The sequence below is a fragment of the Isachenkonia alkalipeptolytica genome (assembly GCF_009910325.1).
Taxonomy (GTDB): Bacteria; Bacillota; Clostridia; order Peptostreptococcales; family T1SED10-28; genus Isachenkonia; species Isachenkonia alkalipeptolytica.
The window spans coordinates 41,257-58,977 of the sequence record NZ_SUMG01000001.1 but is presented as its reverse complement, the minus strand read 5'-3'; the positions used below and the strand labels follow the sequence as shown (position 1 = coordinate 58,977).

The following is a 17,721-nucleotide window of genomic DNA, read 5'->3' as shown; positions in this document are numbered from 1 at the left end:
TGCCTACTAATAATTTTCATAAGCCTCGCTGTTCCTTGAAAACACTTTTTGTTCCCCCTTTAATTTTTTCAGGAAAAATATCAGCATTCCCAAGGAAAGAACCAGTACCCCGGCCAACACCAGGTTTGAATAAATCGGGGGAATAAACAGGGAGGTGGCGTTCCATCCCATATGCATCAAGATCGGAGCCCACAGGGATTTGGTGTATTCATAAAGCAGGGCCAGAACAATGCCCCCGATAAAAGCGTAGATCCCCTGCAGCCAGTTAAAATGAAAGACCCCGAAAATCAGGGCCTGAAAAATAATGGCCATGGGCACAGAAAAACCTTTTTTCAACTGCTGATAGATAATCCCCCGGTGCATCACTTCTTCAAACAAGGGCACCACAATGGCTACGGACAAAAAAATCAACAAAAAGTTCCCTTCGACGGGGACAATAGCTTCCATAACCTCCCCGTGGCTGGGGAACAGACGGTGAATATTGGTCAGAGACATCAATGCAAAGAGAAACAGCGAGAAAAAAACTCCGGTGAACAAAGTAGCGGGGATTTCCCGGGTTTTTAATTTCTTAATACCCAGGGCCTTAGAAATGCTTTTTCTCTGTACTTTATAGGCAATCCAAAAAATACCCAAGGCAATGAGACTTGCCCCAATCAATAAAATATTGGTATTTTCGGCGATAAAGGTGTCCATGCCCGCCAAGTCTGCTTCCTCCCCGTAAAGTCCGCCGTAATAAACGCCCATCAGAATGCCCGCAAAAACATTCGCTGCAATATAAACCATAAAAGTGCTTAAAATCGTCATAACGATTTTCAGTGTGTTTTTCATCTAGTACTCCCCCTGTTTATTCTTCTTTCCCATGCTTTAAGTAGTAAATCGCCAATTGGGTCCGGTCTCGTAGTTCCAGTTTGTCCAGTAGCTTGGTAATGTAATTTCGAACGGTACCTTCCCCTAAAAACAAGGCTTGAGAAATTTCTCTGTTGGATTTCCCCTCGCCCACCCCTTTTAATATTTCCATTTCCCGAGGAGTGAGGTCTTCCTCCATGGGTAAAGGCTCCGGGGGTTTTTTCATCAAATCCGTCAAAGAGGTCATCACCTCTTTTTGATAAACCGTGTTTCCTTTAAACACCGAACGGATGCTTTCAATAATGCTGTCCGAGGACTGACTTTTTAAAATATAACCCTCCGCCCCATAGCCGATGGCTTCTTTAATGTATTCATCCTCTTTAAAGGTGGTCAGCAAAATGATTTTCCTATCAGGATGGGCTTCTTTCATGGTTTTAGTTGCCTGCACTCCGTCCATCACCGGCATTCGAATATCCATCAGCACCACGTCCACATCCTCTTTTTCCAGCAGTGCCAGAGCCTCCTGGCCATTTTTGCAGGTCCCTGCCACTTCCAGGTCTCCCTGCAGTTCCAAAAGAATCTTCAAACTCTCACAAATCAAACTGTCATCATCCACTAACAGTACCCGAATCATTTTCTTCACCTCTCTTTTCACCCTTCCCCGATGCTTATAAAAGCTTGGCGTAGCCGCTTCCTTTAAAACTACGGAGAGTTTAAGATTTTTTATCTATCGGAAGAATTGTCACAACCAGAAACCCCTCTTTCCCGTCCACAGAAAGATTCCCACCTAAATTCTCCGCCCGTTCCTTCATGCCTTTCAGACCCATGCCTTGGTTAAAAGACGGGGCATTACATCCGATGCCGTCATCCTTAACATACAGTCGCACCAATTTGTCCATGGCTTCAATTTTAATGATAATGTTCTCTGCCCGGGAATATTTTTGGATATTGGTCAAGGCTTCTTTCAGATTGCTTCCCAGAACCTCATAGTGCAGGTTGGAAAGGGGATTGAAGTCTCCCGAATGTTCAAAATGAATGTTTCCGTATTCAAAGCCCTCGATAACCTCTTTTAAGTACTGAAGACCGCTTTTTTCCCGGGGTCTTAAATTATGTACCGTGTTTCGCAACAGTACCAAGGTATCGGCAAGTTTGCTTCTTGCCTGGAGGATGGCTTTTTTCGACGCATCCGGATCCCGCTCCATAAGTTTTTCCCCTACTTCCAATTGCATCAATACCCCGGCGATTTCATGGCCCACATTATCATGGATCTCCCCGGCTATTCGGTTTCTCTCCGTGGCTTCAGTTAACGCCTGAACCTTCCTGTTGGATTGGATCAAGTCCATCTTTTGCTTTTCCAGCTGATAGCGAAGCCGTCGTTCTTCATCGAAGGATTGCTGCAGCCCCTGTTCTTTTTCCAACAAGGTGGATATTCCGTAGGAGGCGAAACCTGTAAGACTTACCAGGAACAGCAGGATCCAAAACCCTTCCAAGTCTTCAAGGTAAATCCCTAATGCAACGGGAAGAAGGATCCCCCAGAGTTGTTTTTCCTGCACCATATCATATACCCAAAGAGGAAACAGTAAAACCATATAGGGAGCCATAAATATTCCGTAAAGCAGGGGGACTAACTGCAGCACCAAAAACCCTCGGTGGGGAAAATATTTTTCATAGATCAACTGTATTAATACAAAGGCGATGATCAATAAGGGCACAGGATTTCCCACGGTTTCCGTAGTTACCACGAAACCGAGAAAAATTAATAAATATCCGATTTTAAAACCTTTACCCAGTTCTTTCATCCTAATCACCGACCCTTAGAAAAAGCCAGACACTACAGGCTTTTTCTTTTATTTCATTATATCATCCTTCCGGCCTATTGCGCCACATCTTCTCGTCTCCAGGAACCCAGCAAAAAGAATAATAAGGTAAAACCTATAAGAATCAGAGCTTCCAGCCATAACTCTCCCAGGGCGCTTCCGTACATAACCCCCTCAATGCCTTTCATCGCCCAGGTTACGGGGATGAACATGCCGATGTTCTGCAGGGGCTCGGGCATAATCTCCACGGGCCAGAAAACGCCACCCAGCATCAGCATCGGTGTGGCCAACAGTGTGGTCAAGGTGGTCATTTTATGCTGATCCTTTCCCAGGGAAACCATGGATATTCCCAGGGAGATACTGCTGAGACCGAAAAGAAACAGCATTACCAAGAGATTGATCAGGGAAGGTCCCATGGGCACCCGGAAAACCCCCGCCACAATCACTAAGATGAGTCCGATCTGAAGGAGAATCAACAGGGCAAAGCTTAGGATGTTTTCCAACATATACTGCCGGATGGACAGGGGGCTGGTTAAGATCCGCTGAAAAATTTTCGTTTTTCGATCCTTTAAAATCAACGTGGTGGAACGGATGGAGAAAAACAGAATCCCCATCACTAAAAAACCCATAGAACTGATACTGTGTGCCCGGGTGGCCCCGGTCGTCTCATAATTGATCCCCAGCATTCCCGGATCATAAAATTCCAGTCCCTGATAAAACAGGGCTTCCTCTCCCTGGGCTTCCCCGGCCAAAGAATGGATCCCCAAAAGATAGTTTTCAAAGTAGAAAATAAAGGGCTGATACCGCTGGTTGTCCATGCTTTCGTAGCCTTCAACCCCCGGGGTCTCTCCTTGAATCGTCTTTTCCGTGTACCCTTCAGGAAAATGAATAGCGTAGTCCAAGTCCCCGGAAAAAAGCATCCCCTGGATTTCTGTCAGGGTTACCTCTTGAAGGGTGAAGTTTTCCTCAAGGTTATTATGAATGATTTCCGTCATTGCCGTTTGGTCTTCGTCATGGATGCCTATACGGATCCCCCCCGAGCCTCCCGAGGTATTGGCGATAAAATATAGAGAAATAAACACCACGGGGACCAAAATCATGGAAACCATACTGGCTTTATCCCGCAAAATTCTTTTAATATTGCTTTTAAAGATCTTCATGGGTTTTCCTCCTTCCCTGATAAAAAGCCATAAGCAAAACTCCGGCACTGATGGCGAGCAAACTGAGGATCGATTCCCCAATGGCGGCCGTCGAACCGTTGTAAACCACATTGAATATCCCCTGCTGGGCATGATAATTCGGACTGAGACTTCGGATTATCCTAAACAGGGAACTTTCCATCTCAATGGGAAAGAATCCCCCCGCCACAAAAGTGGAAATCACCACAAACCCATTGATGATGGCTGCAGATCCACTTTCCGAGGGTGCCGACAAAGCAATGGCGATACCGATGGCGATGGCCACAAGGGAAAGTACTACGCTGATGCCGAGAATCGGCCATAAGGTTTCTCCCCAGCCCACGCCATAGACCCATTTGGTAAAGAAAATGATCACAAGAATTTGAAAAATAAAGGTACCTAATACACCGATGGTTTTCCCTAAAAAGTAACTAAGCTTTCCCACCGGTGCCATATAAATTCTGGTTTTCAGAGGTGTGAAAAGATCCTCCGTAAGGCTTTGGGCGCCGGTAAAAATTCCCCACATAATAAACATCACCAGCATAGTAACGGCATAATAATCCATACCGGAAATCTGTTTTTCTCCCCCGTCCAGGGTGTTTCGAAGAATAAGGGGTTTTTGGACATTGTCCTCCCCGCCCACCCTGATCTTTTCCGTAAAAAACCGGGAATTCTCTACGGAGGTTTCCTTTAACGCCGTCCTCTCCATGTCCATAAGAGCCAGCATCAAATTCCCTCCCTGAGTATAGCTTTCAACAATATTATTCACCACGGAAGGCAGCAATTGAGAAAGACCTGCATCTCGAATTTCAATGGTTCCTCCCCCGCCGGAGGCTATCCCTTCAGAAAAATTCTCAGGAAGATAAATGAAAGTCAAAGCCTCCCGCTGATCGATCAAGGCCAGCCCCTGATCATAAGAATCCACGGGAATTACATGAAGCCACTGTTTAATTTCTTCCTCTTCTAAAAACTCTTCAAAAGCCTCCCCGCCGGGACCTTTATCCTCATTTAGATAGGCTGTGGGAATATCCCCCAGTTCACTGACACCGAAGTTGCCCTGAAGGGCGGTCCCTAAAATAAAGATCAACAGCAGGGGCAAAAATATATTGGTCAACAACTCCTGTTTATCCCGAAGACGACGGAAAAACGTTACTTTAGCAATATTTAATAGCTTCATTTTCCTCCCTCCCTCCTAATCATCCCGAAGACTTTTTCCCGTCAGGGTTAAAAAGACCTGTTCCAGATTCGGCTCTTTTACCGTCACCCCTCTGAGGGTGTATCCCTGTTCCGTGATAACCTTTACGATCTCTCCCATGGGGGAAGTTCCTTTTTTCCAGCCAACGATCAACCGCTCCTCTTCCAGGGAAGTGCTGCTTACCCCGGAGATTCTTTCCACCGCTTCCCGAAGGAGGGAGTCCGGTTTTTCTACGGTAAAGCTTCCCCGCTGTTCAAAGTCGATCAGCTCTTTTAATGCCCTATTGGTTCCCAGGGCAATAATTCGCCCCTTATCCATAATACCGATATTCGTCGCAATCCCTTCCACTTCCTCCATGTAATGACTGGTATAAATAATAGTGATGCCCCGCCGATTTAAGGTCTTGACGGATTCCAGTATTTGATTTCTGGACTGTGGGTCGATCCCTACGGTAGGTTCATCCATAATCACCAGTTTCGGCTGGTGCACAATGGCCATGGCGATATTCAACCGTCGTTTCATTCCTCCTGAGAATTTTTTGGGAAACTGTTTTTTTCGCTCTAAGAGACCCACAAAGGCCAGGGCCTCATCTACCTTCTCTTTTTTATCCGTCCCCCGCAGTCCGTACAGTCCCGCAAACAGCTCCACATTTTCATAGGCGGTCAAATCCTCATATAGGGCTAATTCCTGGGGAACCACCCCTACCTCCTTTTTGATTCGGTCATAGTAAATCCCCAGGTCCTTATCAAATATTCGAATTTCTCCCCCCTGGACTTTGGTAAGTCCTAACATGCTGTTGATCAGTGTGGTCTTTCCCGCACCATTGGGTCCCAGGAGTCCGAAGATCTCCCCGGGTAGGATTTTCAAGCTTAAGTGATCCAGGGCAAGCTCCTCTCCGTAGCGCTTTACCAAGTCTTTTATTTCCACGATCATAACCCCGTCCTCCTCTTTCTTTTGATCTTTCCTTTATTCTACGTTAGAAAAACCGCCGGGGGTAGTGGTCCCTGTCATTCCTCCCTATGACATTTGTCACTTCTTTGAACTCCCGGGTAAAAAAGAACATAAAAAAACCCGGAAACGACTCCGGGTCTCTCTTTATCTTTATCCTTTGGTATACTTCTCCGAGTAATCGGAAAGTTCCTGGGCCAGTTCCGCTAATTCCCCGCTGGCGGATCCGATCTCCTTAATCACGGTGTACTGCTGATCCACATCACTGCTCATTTGCTCTAAGTGGTTTTGTACTTCTAAAATCGCGTTTTTCATCCCTTCCAGCTTTTCTCCGATCAACACCCCGGATTCAGAACTGTTGGTGGAAAGCTTTCGGATTTCCTCCGCTACCACAGCAAAGCCTTTGCCCGCTTCCCCGGCTCTAGCGCTTTCAATGGAAGCATTCAACCCCAGTAAATTACTTTGCTTGGCAATTTCCTGAATCATACTTAGGATTTTATCCGTCTCCTTGGCCTGATCCAGCATTTCTTTAGAGGTTTCGGACACCTGGTCGCCCACTTTCAGTATGCTCTCGGTTCTGACCCGAAGGTCTTCCAGAGAGGCGGTCAGCTCCTCCGAGGAAGCCCCCAGGGTACCGGCGGTGGAGGAGATAAATTCCTGAAACTCCACACTCTCGATGGTTACCACGGAACCGATGGCCTGATTGTCCTCATTAATAACGGGATAAGCAATGGCCAAGTAGGGAATTCCCCAGGGAGACTCCTCCTTATTTTTATGAGTGGTAATCTTTCGTTTTTCTTCCATACACCGATAAGCCGCCGTATCCCTCGGCAGAGGGTCACCCACATTTAGCTTAAAATCAATGGTTTTTCCCGGTCGATATTCCAAATAGGAATCCCGGTCCGTTACGGCGATCCCGATATCTACGGATACAATTTCCTGAAATAATTCTGCGGTATGGGCAAGACTATGTAACTTTTCTTCTTTGTTCACTGTTAAAACCTCCTAAAGTTTTACCTCAACATTTTCACATCCCCAGTCCCAAAGACCGTAAATATGTTTTCAACTATTTTATCATAATTCCGTTTATTTCTCTATTTTTTATTACAGTCCCAATGCTTTTTTTCTCCTGGCTTCTCTCGGTCTTTTTAAAAGCCCCCTCCCATGATATACTTATGGGAAATCTTTAAAACCGAAAGGAGTGCCCTTTATGACGAAAGTGCAAAGCCCCCGAAGAATCTGGATTGACGCCGACGGCTGTCCTGTGGTCAAAGAAACCATCGCCCTGGCCAAAGAATACCGCCTCCCCGTAACCCTGGTGAAAAACCATAGCATCCAATTGGAAAGCGATTACGCCACCATCGTTACCGTGGAGGTTTCCCGGGACGCCGCAGATTTTTATATCCTTACCCGTATGCATCCGGAAGACATTGTGGTTACCCAGGATAACGGCCTCTGCGCCATGGTGATCTCCAAAAAAGGACACTGCATCGATCAAAACGGGAAAATCATCACGGAAGATCAAATCCACTTTTTACTCCAGTCCCGCCATGTCAGCCGGAAGGAACGTATGCAGAATCTGAAAGGCCCTAAAATCAAAAAAAGAGAAGATCGGGACAATCTCCTCTTTACCACGGCGCTAAAAAAACTGTTGACCGAGACCACCCCCGGCTCATCCTAAAGGTGCCTCCCGAAACAGATCCCGAAGCTTTTACAAATCCATTTCATTCAACAAATCCCGGAGCTGACGAAGTTCCTCCTTCGTCAGGGTAATCCCCTTTCCCATTTTTTCATGGTCCGGATCCCAGTCCCGGATATCAAACTTTCCCGGTCGATCGTTCCAGCTCACCAGATTCAACTCTTTATTCCAACCCTTTGGAGAGGTGGAAACAACCCCGTACTTTTTTTCAATTTCAAATTTAATTCCCGCCATATCAGTGTCCCCCTTTCTCTTACGTGTCAAACAACAGTTTTTCATAGCGTATCAGTTTTTCTTCCAGAATATCCAGGGAAATGCTTCGGGCCTCCCGAAGGGTTTCCTTCCCTTCAATGGTTAAAATAACCAGGGGAACAGCAAAAACACTGTAGCGCCCTTGAATTTCCGGGTGATTTTCAATGTCCGCCTTACCTAAGGCTACCCGGGGATGTTTTTTTACCAAGGCTTCAAGCTTTGGAAAAAAGTCCCGGCACACCCCTCATTGCTGTGATCCGAAATAAAGGAAATTAATGGGATGTTTTTGTTGAAACGTTTCAATCTCTTCCACGGTGGTTAAGATTTCCATAAGACCCCTCCTCCTATAATATGTTTATGACTACTTTATTTTAGTAGTCTAAGGATATTTTTTATTTCCCTTGATTGTTCTTTTCTTATCTTTTTTCTTACTTACCCTTTTTTTTCATACCGAACCACAGCACTCTTCCCCAGGGAACCATTCCCAAGTCCGAAGCCAGGTTGCAGGAAGCGGTATTGGTTTCCACTATATGGACATAGGGGGTTTTATCGGTTTCAATGACTTTTTTGATCAGGTCGATGGACACCTTCCTCGCCAGCCCTTTTTTCCGGTGCTCCTTTAGGGTATACATTACCCCCATGGAGTGATCCTCCCGGACCAGGGCCCAGGAAATCGGGTTTCCTTCTTCGTCCCGAATCATGGAGGAGGGCCGGTTTGCAATGCATTCCCTTAAATACTCCTTCGACCCCTCATGGCGATAGGTATAAAAGCGGTCCACAATATCGAGGTCCTTTTCCTGTATAGAATCCAAATTCTCGGGATGATTTCGAAGGTAGGCCTCATGGCGCTCCTTCGGAAGGTAATACAAATAACAGGGCTCCTCCCAGTCCTCTTCGTAGCCGGGCAGGTGGTTCAACACCTCTTTTGCGGTGTCCAGGGGAATGCCGCAAAAGTTGGCTTTCTCGGGAAACTCAAAATCCTGCAGCATTTTATGTAGTACCTCTTTATTCGGAGAGAATAAGGCGTGCCACTCTCCATCCTGTAAAATAAAGCCCCGGGGCTTTTCCTTTTCATCGATGAAAAGGGTTTTGTCCTCACTGTTTCGAATTCTGCCGATGACGTTGATGTTTTCCATTTTGTATTTTTCCAGCATTCCCTGAATCTTATAAAACTCCGTTGATTCTACCATTTTCCACTCTCCTCACCCTTCATTGGTTAATGCTTCTTTCCCGATATTTCCTTTGATCACCCCACTTAAGCCTCGCCGCTTAAACCACCGGCCGATGACCGCCGCCTCCACGACCACGGACAGGGCGATGGCAATCCAAACCCCGATTTCTTCCAGGGGGGTGTAATTCCCCAGATAAACCGCCAAGGGGATTTTTACCAATACATTTCCCATAATGGCGCTGACCATCGGGGGCATGGTATCCCCGGCTCCGGTAAAGGCTCCCCCTAAGACAATGGGAAAGACCACGAAGATCACGCCCAGGTAGCAAATCCGAAGATAGTACACCCCGATTTGAATCAGTTCCTCACTGGAGGTAAAAATCATCATCAGGTAGCGACCCAGGACCACATAGAGTAAAAAGAATACCCCCATATTGATCATAGCCAAGGTGAGCCCCTTTCGTACGATTTCAAAGGCTTTTTTTCGATCCCCTCTCCCAAGGGATTGGCCCACCAATACGGAGACCGCAATTTGCAGTCCCTTTAAAAAGATAAAAATAAATTCAAAAAGTCTTCCTCCGATGGAAAAAGCCGCCGCCGGGGTTTCCCCCAGGCCCAGGACAATGCGCATCATAATCAGTCCCGTAATCGGTCGCACCATCATTTGTACCATGGAGTACCGGCCGATTTTCAGAATGGCCCCCCAGGTTTTCACCCGAAGCCCCTGTCCCCTGGCAAAAAGTTCTCTAAAGGGCAGGACCTTTCTTCCGATCAGTGCCGTCATTAAAACCAGCCCCAGGATCTCCGAGAGCAATGTGGCCAGAGAGGCCCCCTCGATGCCGAAATTCAACTCCACGATAAATACGTAGTCCAAAAAAATATTCATCCCGTTCATGATCAAAAAAATGATTACGGGATTTTTCGTATCTCCGGTGGCTTCGGAAATGGCCTTGGCGGTGACATTGAAAAAGATAAAGGGGATGGAAATAAAGGCCAGTCGCAAGTATTTCACCGCTTCCTCCAGGACTGCAGGCGAACTGTCTCCGAAAATCCGAAGAACCCCTTCAATATTTTGGTATAACAGGATTCCCGCCACAATGCCGATAACCCCCGATAAAAACAGGGCATTTTTGGCCACATCCTTAACGTCCTTGGGGCTTTCCGATCCGGTATACTGAGAAACCAAGGCAATGGCCCCGGTGGATAGTAAGAAGGGCAGCACCCGAACCACTCCCATTAAAGCGGTACTGGCGCCCACCGCCGCGGTGACGGTTTCTCCCAAAAGCTCTGATACAAACCAGATATCCACCAGCATCATAAAGGTATGTAGTAGTTGCCCAATCATAATGGGATAGGCCAACAGCCAAATCATTTTCATGGTTTTTTCCCGGGTATTCTGTATCGTAATATTACGCCTCAAGGCCTTACCCCTCTTCTTTTTTCAATCTACCGAATATATGCCTCTTTATTATAACAAGTTTTTAGAGTATTCGAAAGACATTCAGGGGGAACTCCTGAAAAAAACCCCGAATCCCTGAGGATCCGAGGTCCCTACTTCCTTTGTTATTCCTGGGCCGGCAGTAGATACTTTTTCTTTTTAAAATAGGCTCCCAAAAGAGCGGCACTGAGAATTACCAGGGGCAGGGAGACTCCTAATCGAATCAGGGTAAAGCGAATCCCCAATATGGAGGCCTCCATAATGCTCATGGGGATCATGACCAAAGAGGCGGCGGTGACGTAGGTGAAAATTGAATTGTAATCCGCCCCCTTATGGTATAGGGAATTGGCTACGGGAAAGGCTACAAAGGTTCCCCCCACCGTGGTGGCCGCCAATAAAATTCCGTAAATGTAGCGCTTCGGTCCCGAAACCCCTCCAAAACTCTTCTCAATGGTCTCCCGCTTGGCCCATACCTCAAAAATCCCGATTAACAGGAAGGCCGGAGGCAGAATTCTCAGCATATCCCAGGCGAAAATCCAAAAGTTGTCTCCCACATCCATGCCGATCTGAAAATTCGTGGCATAGGACAGGGCGATCATCAATAGAAAAATTCCAAAACCGATATAGTTCTTCACTGCTTTTGTCATTTATATCAACTCCCCGTAAAACAGTCCCATGGAAAGAGCGATGATCATGGCAATTCCAAAGGCTGTTACATTTCGTATAATGGTGGACCGTTTACCGAAGTACTGCTTTTCCACGGGATAGGTGGCAACCCCCACCATCATCAACGTGGTCACAAAGGCGGCAATTACCATGTAACTGACCCCCTGGTCCAAAAACACACCGGCTAAGGGATAGGCAATAAATCCGGGCATCATGGTTATGGAACCGAAAATCCCGGCAACAATAATGCCGAAATAAGAGGAACTCTCCCCCAGGTACCGGGCTATAATTTCGTTGGGCACAAGCAACACCACGGATAAAATCATCAGGATTTTTAAATATCCCGGTAAAATCTTCGTGAATTTCTTCCAGCCGATCTTTACGGCTTTTATGGTTCGTTCTCGGTCAATGAGTAAGGAAATTAAAAATGCTATTGCAGTAACTGCATATAATCCAATCATAGTGAACACCTCCATCTGTGTTTACCCCGCAGGGCAGGGGGGGTATGGTATAAATAATAACAGGTTATTCGTCTTCTGTCAAATAAAACAGCCCCTCCAAGGTAAGCATTATCACTCTTACCTTAGAGGAGCCGCTGAAGCCTTCCTGTGCCCGATTCTCGGTCAAAGGCTACCAGGTACTATTATGTTAGCCCAGTCTATCCCCTTTTTTCACTTTTTGATCCGGTCGGATCAGGACCACGCCCTGGTCACTGTAAACCCCCAGAACGAGGGCTTCGGACAACAGTTTTCCGATCTGTTTCGGCGGGAAATTCACTACCCCCAGTACCTGTTTGCCAACAAGTTCTTCACAGTCATAGCACTCGGTGATCTGGGCGCTGCATTTTTTGGTTCCGATTTCCTCACCGAAATCCACCACCAAGATATAGGCGGGCTTTCTGGCTTCCTGATACACTTTCGCCTCCAGGACCTCCCCCACCCGGATGTCCACTTTCATAAAGTCTTCAAAACCTATGGGTTCCTTCATGATCATCATCCTTTCAATCTGCTATATCTTCTGTGATTTCCTCCCCGGGGAAGGGTATTTGCCACAGGATTCCTACTGCTTCCTAGGTTAAGACGTTTACTTGGTATAGTTGTCGAAATAACCCTGAATATACACCACCGGGGTCCCCTTATCTCCGCTACCCGAAGTAAGGTCTGCCAAGGAGCCGATTAAGTCCGTCAGTCGCCTTGGGGTGGTGCCCTGGGCCTCCATGGCCCCTTTTAAATCCGGGGCTTTGTTTTCAATATGCTTGGAAATCGCCTGTTTCAACACTTCTCCCGACAGGTCGGCGAAGTTGTTGTCCGCCAGATATTTAATCTTCAGTTCATTGGGGGTTCCTTCCAGGCCTTTGGTATAGGCCGGGGACACCACGGGATCCGCCAGCTCCCAGATTTTCCCCACGGGATCCTTAAAGGCGCCGTCACCGTAAATTAACACTTCCAACGTCTTTCCGGTCTTAGATAACAGGTCTTCCTGGATGCTATCCACCAGGCTTTGTCCGTCCCGGGGAAAGAGTTTTACTTTCTCCTCGGTGGCTTTGTTGGAGCCTAGGAGTCCGAATTCTTCATTGTAGCCGTTGCCATCGATGGACCGGGTCAGTATATCGTCTAAGCCGTATACCTTTTCGGCCCCTTTCCTCTTTAAAATTCTTTTGGTTCTTGCCCGGGTGTGAATATCACAGGTTAACACGTTTTTCGTATGCTCCAGAATGGTTACCGGGTTGTTGGAAAAGATCACTTCACAGGGAATGCCGTAGGCCTCCACTATGGATTTGTAATACGCCACATAATCCACCCCGGTGAAGGTGTGTTTGTTGTAGCCGAAGAGCTCCCGAAACTCTTTTTCCGTCAAAACATCGGTCCAGGGATTGACCCCCTTGGCATCTAAAATATCCAGATCCATTAAGTGATTCCCCACTTCATCGGAAGGGTAGCTCAGCATCAGCACCACTTTCTTTGCTCCCTTGGCAATCCCCTTCAGGTTAATGGCAAAGCGGTTTCGGCTTAATATCGGGAAAATCACCCCCACGGTTCCTTCCTGGAATTTCTCCGCCACGTCCTTTCCGATGGCCTCCACCGTAGCGTAGTTCCCTTGGGCCCGGGCCACCACGGATTCGGTGATGGCCACCACATCCTTGTCCCGAACTTCATAGCCTTCCTGTTTCGATGCCTTGAGTACGGTATCCGCCGCAATTTTTCCCAAATCATCCCCTTGATTGATAATCGGGGTTCTCAGTCCTCTGGTTACGGTTCCGATAATTCTTTCCATAATGATGTCCTCCTAAAAATCACCTTTTACGGTTTTCATAGTTTTTTATTTTCCAGTGTATCAGTATATCGGTTTTCCGGATAAAAAACAAAAGGTTTTACCGGTTTTTTAAAATTTTCTCCACCTGAGGAGCCCGAAGATGATGGGCAAAGAATCGTTCCTCCCCCACTAAGGGGCGAAGGTACTTTCGAAAGGCTTCGGTGATATGATTGCCCCCCTTATTGATGAAATGATCCGGCATGGACTTCGTATGTTTCGCCACTTTTTCCAGGGCCGTCAGCTGATAATCCACGGAGTAGTCTCCGGTACGGTGGATGGTCACGGAACCGTCCTGATTATGCCACAGGGCGAACTGGGCCGCTTTTTCTCCCACCTCCCGGGCTTCGTGCTGATCCACCTCCGACACGCAGCCCATGAAGGACCGCTGTAAATAACCGAAGGTATCGGAACGGACCCGCTTGATGTTTAAGTTTTCCTTCACATAGTTCACCAGATTTTCTCCTAATGCACCGGAAGAGGAGAGAAGAATGTTTCCGTGGGCATCGTATTCCGCCCGCTGAATCAGTTCCTTGGCTACGGGCTCTCCCGCTTCATTTTTGATGCCTTCCGACACCGCCACCACACATCTGCCCCATTTATCATAGACTTCTTTTACCTCCCGTAAAAACTTTTCCTTGGAAAAAGGCCGCTCAGGAAGGTAAATCAGATGGGGACCGTCGTCATAGTACTTTTGGGCAATGGAGGAGGCCGCGGTTAAAAAACCCGCATCCCTTCCCATCACCACGCCGATATATACTCCGGGCAGGGCCCGGTTGTCCAGGTCCACCCCGGTAAAGGCCTGGGATACAAATTTCGCCGCGGAGCCGTACCCCGGGGTATGGTCGTTGACTAAAAGATCGTTGTCAATGGTTTTGGGAATATGAATGGCCCGGAATTCATAATCGGACTTTTTAGCATTCTCGTTGACAATATGCACTGTGGAGGCGGAGTCGTTGCCTCCGATGTAGAAAAAATACCGCACATCATGGGCCTTTAGTACATGAAAAATCTCTTCGCAGTACTTCTCGTCGGGTTTATCCCGGGTGGAAAGCAGGGCCGATGCCGGGGTTCGGGCCACACTTTCCAGGTTATGGGTGGTTTCCTGGCTGAGATCTAAAAAGTCCTCCTCAATGATTCCCCGAACCCCCTTAACCGCACCGTATACCCGGTCCACTTGACTGAACTTCCGGGATTCTAAGGCAACCCCCACCAAAGATTGATTGATTACCGCCGTGGGTCCGCCGCCCTGGGCGATTACTACTTTTCCTTTTAATGTCATATCCGTATCCTCCTTTTACATTTCCAGGTTTTCATCCGTCCTTATCTTTTCCTCTTCCAAAGGTTCTTTCTCCTCATCGGTGACGTCCCGGATATTCAGCTTTTTAACCCTCCGATTCTCCCCGACCGCCACCTCAATGCCTACTGCCCTTCCCTGGTCCCTGTAGGTCTCATTGGTGGTCTTATCCAACAGCTCAAAGGCCACAGTGCCGGTAACCCCTTCCTTGATCACCCGCTCCATTTTCCCCTTTAACGGGGCAATCAATTCCCTTTCCTGATCCGGCCGGGCGGTAACCCTTAGTGTTGCCTCTTTGTTTTCCGCCACAAAGAAGATTTCCTTACCTTTTCGTTGCAGCTCTGTAACCTTCGTGCCGTTGTAGGTGGCAAAACGGTACTGCTTTTTTTTCAACAGCAGATTGCCGATATGTCCTTGAAAGGAACGGCCGAGAAAAGGGATGTGGGCAATGGAGAAAAACAGGGATGTCTCCGGGGTCTGAAAGGTATTGCACTGCATCCAGATATACTCCTCGGGAAAGGAACTGCCCCAGTCCTTTTCGATGTACCCCCGACCGTAGTTAAACTTTAAGCTCTGATCATTCATCTGGATCGTCCCCATGATGTCATGATTCATACTGATTACCCCGTGATTGCATTCCATCCCGGGAAGATAGGCAAAGGGCCCCATAATCGTGGGGGAAAACAGACTTCTATGAATCGGTGTAAAGGGATGGATTTCCAGGGTTCCACGAAACACCCGGTCCCGGTCCTGTAGGTCCAGAAAGATTTTTTTCTCGGTGAAAATCGATTTTCCCACCTGCACCTTAAAGGGTTCCTTCTGGTAAGTAAAGGATTCCACGGGATAACGGACGTACCCGTTCAGGAGCTCTTTTTCCCCCTGTTCGTTGGTATAGGACAGGATGTATTGAATAAAACTGTGTTTATCCCGGTCAAACAAGCTGATGCCGGGAATCAGGGACAGGGTGATCTTTCCATGCTGGCTTACCTGTTTGTAGTACCATCCCTCGAAATAATTGCGTTTTGATAAGTTTCCCTGAAACTCCATGGTTTTTTTACGGTTGGTGGGCATAGCATCTTCTCCTTTATTTAAACTGTGTCCCGGGTTTTGGCGTTTTATTGATTTTTCTTCCTAAAAACCCTCTCTCTTATCTATACCCTATACTTATTCGATATTCACCCTCTTTTTTCCTTTATTTCCTTTGATAAAATCTGTGTTATAATACGGTTATTACTAGGAACTTGGAGGGAATGAAATGATTAAAGCGATTTTTTTCGATTTAGACGGCACCTTACTGGATACCCTGGAAGATCTCGGAGACGCCATGAACCGGGTCCTGGAAAACCACGGCTACCCCACCCATGAAATTTCCCGGTACCGAATTTTTGTCGGGGACGGCATGCCAAATCTTGTTCGCCGGGCCCTGCCCCAAGGGGAAAACTTTGATGAGAACACGGTTCAGTCCATGGTTCAGGAAATGAAGGAATCTTTTCAGCATCACTGGAAGAATAAATCCCGACTGTACCCCGGCATCAAAGAACTACTCACCACCCTGGAAGAGGAAGGCTACCTTCTCGGGATCCTTACCAACAAACCCCAGGAATTTGCCCTGACCACCGTGGAATACTTTTTAAGCGACTGGGATTTTAAAGCAGTTCAAGGCTACGACCCGGAAGTTTATCCCTTAAAGCCGGACCCCACGGCCCTACTTTCACTGATGAAACAGTGGAATCTTAAAAAGGAAGAGGTGCTTTATGTTGGGGACTCCGACGTGGATATGGAAGTGGCAAAAAATGCGGGGGTGAAAAGCATCGGCGTTTCCTGGGGCTTTCGGGGAGCCGCGGAGCTTCGAGACAGCGGGGCGGACTTTGTGGTGGACCGGCCGGAGGAGATTTTGAAGATTGCAAGAAAGGCCCTTTAGGAAATTCCTAAGGGCCTTTTCTTACTTTACTGCTATTCGGATGTTATTGGGATGTAAATAATGCAGGCAAATTAAATCTTGTAACTCTGATTTCATCCGATAGACGAATGAATGTATTTTACTGTTTCAACTAGGGAAGGGGCAGAAGCACGGTATCGATCACGTGGATGATCCCGTTGCTTGCGGAGATGTTCGGAGCCACGATTTCTGCTTCCTGTCCGGCTAGGTCGGTTATTATTCCACCATTACTGACTGAAAAGCTTGCACCCTGTAATGTGATGATGGATCGATCTCGAACCCGAGGTACCACACTGTTTGCGGCCCGTCGGCCTTCAGCAACATGATAGAACAATACGTCTCGTATCAATTCTGCACCCAAGGCTCCACCAAGCTCTTCAATACCTTCAACGTCGAACTCTTCGTACAGAGCTTCAAAGGCTTCGTTAGTAGGTGCAAAAACCGTGTATTGTTCAGTACCTTCACTAAAGAGTCCTACCAAGTCCGTACCCAGCTCACCATCGACGTATACCAAAGCACCCACAAGTTCGCTAAATCCTGCACCAATAGCGATGGCTGCGATGGAGTCTCCTCCAGGGGGGAGTGCTTGTCCAGGGCCATTGGCTGGTGGGCCGGCAAAGTCCGGTCTACCGGCAAATACCATACTGGCTGAGGTTACTACCATTACTACCACTAACAGAATGATTAATGCTTTTTTCATTTTCTTTTCCTCCTTTGGTCTGTGTAGTGCACTATTATTAAATTTCACCCCCACCCATGTGGGGACCGTTTAAATCTATTTATTGATACCCGGATTGTTCGATAATAAACATCACTTGAAAATATTTTTCATTAAATCCTTATGTTTTATTTTAGTTTTTATTCTGTTGAATCCAAAATTAATTATTTTATCTACACACTCTGTTTTTAAAAGAAAAGCACCAGTTAACCCCGGTGCTTTTCTCTTATTTTTCAATAAATGTCTT

General features: G+C 47.0%; 20 protein-coding genes. 2 read left to right on the top strand and 18 right to left on the bottom strand.

Annotation, left to right across the window (positions count from 1 at the left end):
• Positions 1–6 precede the first annotated feature (6 nt).
• The 7 genes from ISALK_RS00270 to ISALK_RS15245 all read right to left on the bottom strand — a co-directional run bounded on the left by ISALK_RS00270 (position 7) and on the right by ISALK_RS15245 (position 6,977).
• Complete coding sequence (locus ISALK_RS00270) at positions 7–828, bottom strand: CPBP family intramembrane glutamic endopeptidase (protein WP_160718231.1); 822 nt, start codon at positions 826–828, stop codon at positions 7–9.
• A gap of 16 nt (positions 829–844) precedes the next feature.
• Positions 845–1,480 carry a response regulator transcription factor gene (locus ISALK_RS00265; protein WP_201756815.1) on the bottom strand — a complete coding sequence of 212 codons (636 nt, stop codon included), beginning with the start codon at positions 1,478–1,480 and terminating at the stop codon, positions 845–847.
• Positions 1,481–1,559: 79 nt separating this feature from the next.
• A complete protein-coding gene (locus ISALK_RS00260; protein WP_160718230.1) occupies positions 1,560–2,645 on the bottom strand; it encodes a sensor histidine kinase in 1,086 nt (361 codons plus the stop codon).
• A 74-nt stretch (positions 2,646–2,719) separates the two neighbouring features.
• The gene (locus tag ISALK_RS00255) at positions 2,720–3,823 is read right to left on the bottom strand and encodes an ABC transporter permease (RefSeq protein ID WP_160718229.1); all 1,104 of its coding nucleotides are present in this window, start codon (positions 3,821–3,823) and stop codon (positions 2,720–2,722) included.
• Positions 3,810–5,018 carry an ABC transporter permease gene (locus ISALK_RS00250; RefSeq protein ID WP_160718228.1) on the bottom strand — a complete coding sequence of 403 codons (1,209 nt, stop codon included), beginning with the start codon at positions 5,016–5,018 and terminating at the stop codon, positions 3,810–3,812. The genes ISALK_RS00255 and ISALK_RS00250 overlap by 14 nt, the downstream gene beginning before the upstream one ends.
• Before the next feature lie 15 nt (positions 5,019–5,033).
• Positions 5,034–5,969, bottom strand: coding sequence for an ABC transporter ATP-binding protein (locus tag ISALK_RS00245; protein ID WP_160718227.1), 936 nt, complete (start codon positions 5,967–5,969; stop codon positions 5,034–5,036).
• 168 nt (positions 5,970–6,137) lie between these two features.
• Positions 6,138–6,977, bottom strand: coding sequence for a methyl-accepting chemotaxis protein (locus ISALK_RS15245; protein WP_160718226.1), 840 nt, complete (start codon positions 6,975–6,977; stop codon positions 6,138–6,140).
• A 217-nt stretch (positions 6,978–7,194) separates the two neighbouring features.
• On the opposite strand from ISALK_RS15245, the gene ISALK_RS00235 reads away from it, so the two are divergent.
• Positions 7,195–7,665 carry a YaiI/YqxD family protein gene (locus ISALK_RS00235; RefSeq protein WP_160718225.1) on the top strand — a complete coding sequence of 157 codons (471 nt, stop codon included), beginning with the start codon at positions 7,195–7,197 and terminating at the stop codon, positions 7,663–7,665.
• A gap of 30 nt (positions 7,666–7,695) precedes the next feature.
• On the opposite strand, the gene ISALK_RS00230 is transcribed toward ISALK_RS00235, so the two are convergent.
• The 10 genes from ISALK_RS00230 to ISALK_RS00185 form a co-directional block, all read right to left on the bottom strand.
• Entirely contained in the window at positions 7,696–7,917 is a 222-nt protein-coding gene (locus tag ISALK_RS00230; RefSeq protein ID WP_160718224.1) for a YdbC family protein, read from the bottom strand.
• A 19-nt stretch (positions 7,918–7,936) separates the two neighbouring features.
• Entirely contained in the window at positions 7,937–8,176 is a 240-nt protein-coding gene (locus ISALK_RS00225; RefSeq protein WP_160718223.1) for a thioredoxin family protein, read from the bottom strand.
• 187 nt (positions 8,177–8,363) lie between these two features.
• Positions 8,364–9,125, bottom strand: coding sequence for a GNAT family N-acetyltransferase (locus tag ISALK_RS00220; protein WP_160718222.1), 762 nt, complete (start codon positions 9,123–9,125; stop codon positions 8,364–8,366).
• Positions 9,126–9,137: 12 nt separating this feature from the next.
• The gene (locus tag ISALK_RS00215; RefSeq protein WP_160718221.1) at positions 9,138–10,526 is read right to left on the bottom strand and encodes an MATE family efflux transporter; all 1,389 of its coding nucleotides are present in this window, start codon (positions 10,524–10,526) and stop codon (positions 9,138–9,140) included.
• Positions 10,527–10,669: 143 nt separating this feature from the next.
• The gene (locus ISALK_RS00210) at positions 10,670–11,191 is read right to left on the bottom strand and encodes a permease (RefSeq protein WP_160718220.1); all 522 of its coding nucleotides are present in this window, start codon (positions 11,189–11,191) and stop codon (positions 10,670–10,672) included.
• Positions 11,192–11,671 carry a hypothetical protein gene (locus ISALK_RS00205; protein WP_160718219.1) on the bottom strand — a complete coding sequence of 160 codons (480 nt, stop codon included), beginning with the start codon at positions 11,669–11,671 and terminating at the stop codon, positions 11,192–11,194.
• Between the two features lie 187 nt (positions 11,672–11,858).
• Positions 11,859–12,197 (bottom strand): tRNA-binding protein, encoded by a 339-nt coding sequence (locus ISALK_RS00200; RefSeq protein ID WP_160718218.1) that lies wholly within the window; start codon positions 12,195–12,197, stop codon positions 11,859–11,861.
• 96 nt (positions 12,198–12,293) lie between these two features.
• A complete protein-coding gene (locus ISALK_RS00195) occupies positions 12,294–13,484 on the bottom strand; it encodes a coenzyme F420-0:L-glutamate ligase (RefSeq protein WP_160718217.1) in 1,191 nt (396 codons plus the stop codon).
• A gap of 97 nt (positions 13,485–13,581) precedes the next feature.
• Entirely contained in the window at positions 13,582–14,802 is a 1,221-nt protein-coding gene (locus tag ISALK_RS00190; RefSeq protein WP_160718216.1) for a 6-phosphofructokinase, read from the bottom strand.
• 15 nt (positions 14,803–14,817) lie between these two features.
• Entirely contained in the window at positions 14,818–15,888 is a 1,071-nt protein-coding gene (locus tag ISALK_RS00185; RefSeq protein WP_160718215.1) for a tocopherol cyclase family protein, read from the bottom strand.
• Positions 15,889–16,072: 184 nt separating this feature from the next.
• Between ISALK_RS00185 and ISALK_RS00180 the strand changes: the two genes are divergently transcribed.
• The gene (locus ISALK_RS00180; RefSeq protein ID WP_160718214.1) at positions 16,073–16,738 is read left to right on the top strand and encodes an HAD family hydrolase; all 666 of its coding nucleotides are present in this window, start codon (positions 16,073–16,075) and stop codon (positions 16,736–16,738) included.
• Between the two features lie 130 nt (positions 16,739–16,868).
• On the opposite strand, the gene ISALK_RS00175 is transcribed toward ISALK_RS00180, so the two are convergent.
• Positions 16,869–17,504, bottom strand: coding sequence for a fasciclin domain-containing protein (locus ISALK_RS00175; RefSeq protein ID WP_371723283.1), 636 nt, complete (start codon positions 17,502–17,504; stop codon positions 16,869–16,871).
• Positions 17,505–17,721: the final 217 nt, after the last annotated feature.

What these genes read in the sequence shown, in the direction of transcription:
- ISALK_RS00270 (WP_160718231.1), bottom strand. Translation starts at nt 828, where the DNA reads ATGAAAAACACACTGAAAATCGTTATGACGATTTTAAGCACTTTTATG.
- ISALK_RS00265 (WP_201756815.1), bottom strand. Translation starts at nt 1,480, where the DNA reads ATGATTCGGGTACTGTTAGTGGATGATGACAGTTTGATTTGTGAGAGT.
- ISALK_RS00260 (WP_160718230.1), bottom strand. Translation starts at nt 2,645, where the DNA reads ATGAAAGAACTGGGTAAAGGTTTTAAAATCGGATATTTATTAATTTTT.
- ISALK_RS00255 (WP_160718229.1), bottom strand. Translation starts at nt 3,823, where the DNA reads ATGAAGATCTTTAAAAGCAATATTAAAAGAATTTTGCGGGATAAAGCC.
- ISALK_RS00250 (WP_160718228.1), bottom strand. Translation starts at nt 5,018, where the DNA reads ATGAAGCTATTAAATATTGCTAAAGTAACGTTTTTCCGTCGTCTTCGG.
- ISALK_RS00245 (WP_160718227.1), bottom strand. Translation starts at nt 5,969, where the DNA reads ATGATCGTGGAAATAAAAGACTTGGTAAAGCGCTACGGAGAGGAGCTT.
- ISALK_RS00235 (WP_160718225.1), top strand. Translation starts at nt 7,195, where the DNA reads ATGACGAAAGTGCAAAGCCCCCGAAGAATCTGGATTGACGCCGACGGC.
- ISALK_RS00230 (WP_160718224.1), bottom strand. Translation starts at nt 7,917, where the DNA reads ATGGCGGGAATTAAATTTGAAATTGAAAAAAAGTACGGGGTTGTTTCC.
- ISALK_RS00220 (WP_160718222.1), bottom strand. Translation starts at nt 9,125, where the DNA reads ATGGTAGAATCAACGGAGTTTTATAAGATTCAGGGAATGCTGGAAAAA.
- ISALK_RS00210 (WP_160718220.1), bottom strand. Translation starts at nt 11,191, where the DNA reads ATGACAAAAGCAGTGAAGAACTATATCGGTTTTGGAATTTTTCTATTG.
- ISALK_RS00205 (WP_160718219.1), bottom strand. Translation starts at nt 11,671, where the DNA reads ATGATTGGATTATATGCAGTTACTGCAATAGCATTTTTAATTTCCTTA.
- ISALK_RS00200 (WP_160718218.1), bottom strand. Translation starts at nt 12,197, where the DNA reads ATGAAGGAACCCATAGGTTTTGAAGACTTTATGAAAGTGGACATCCGG.
- ISALK_RS00195 (WP_160718217.1), bottom strand. Translation starts at nt 13,484, where the DNA reads ATGGAAAGAATTATCGGAACCGTAACCAGAGGACTGAGAACCCCGATT.
- ISALK_RS00190 (WP_160718216.1), bottom strand. Translation starts at nt 14,802, where the DNA reads ATGACATTAAAAGGAAAAGTAGTAATCGCCCAGGGCGGCGGACCCACG.
- ISALK_RS00185 (WP_160718215.1), bottom strand. Translation starts at nt 15,888, where the DNA reads ATGCCCACCAACCGTAAAAAAACCATGGAGTTTCAGGGAAACTTATCA.
- ISALK_RS00180 (WP_160718214.1), top strand. Translation starts at nt 16,073, where the DNA reads ATGATTAAAGCGATTTTTTTCGATTTAGACGGCACCTTACTGGATACC.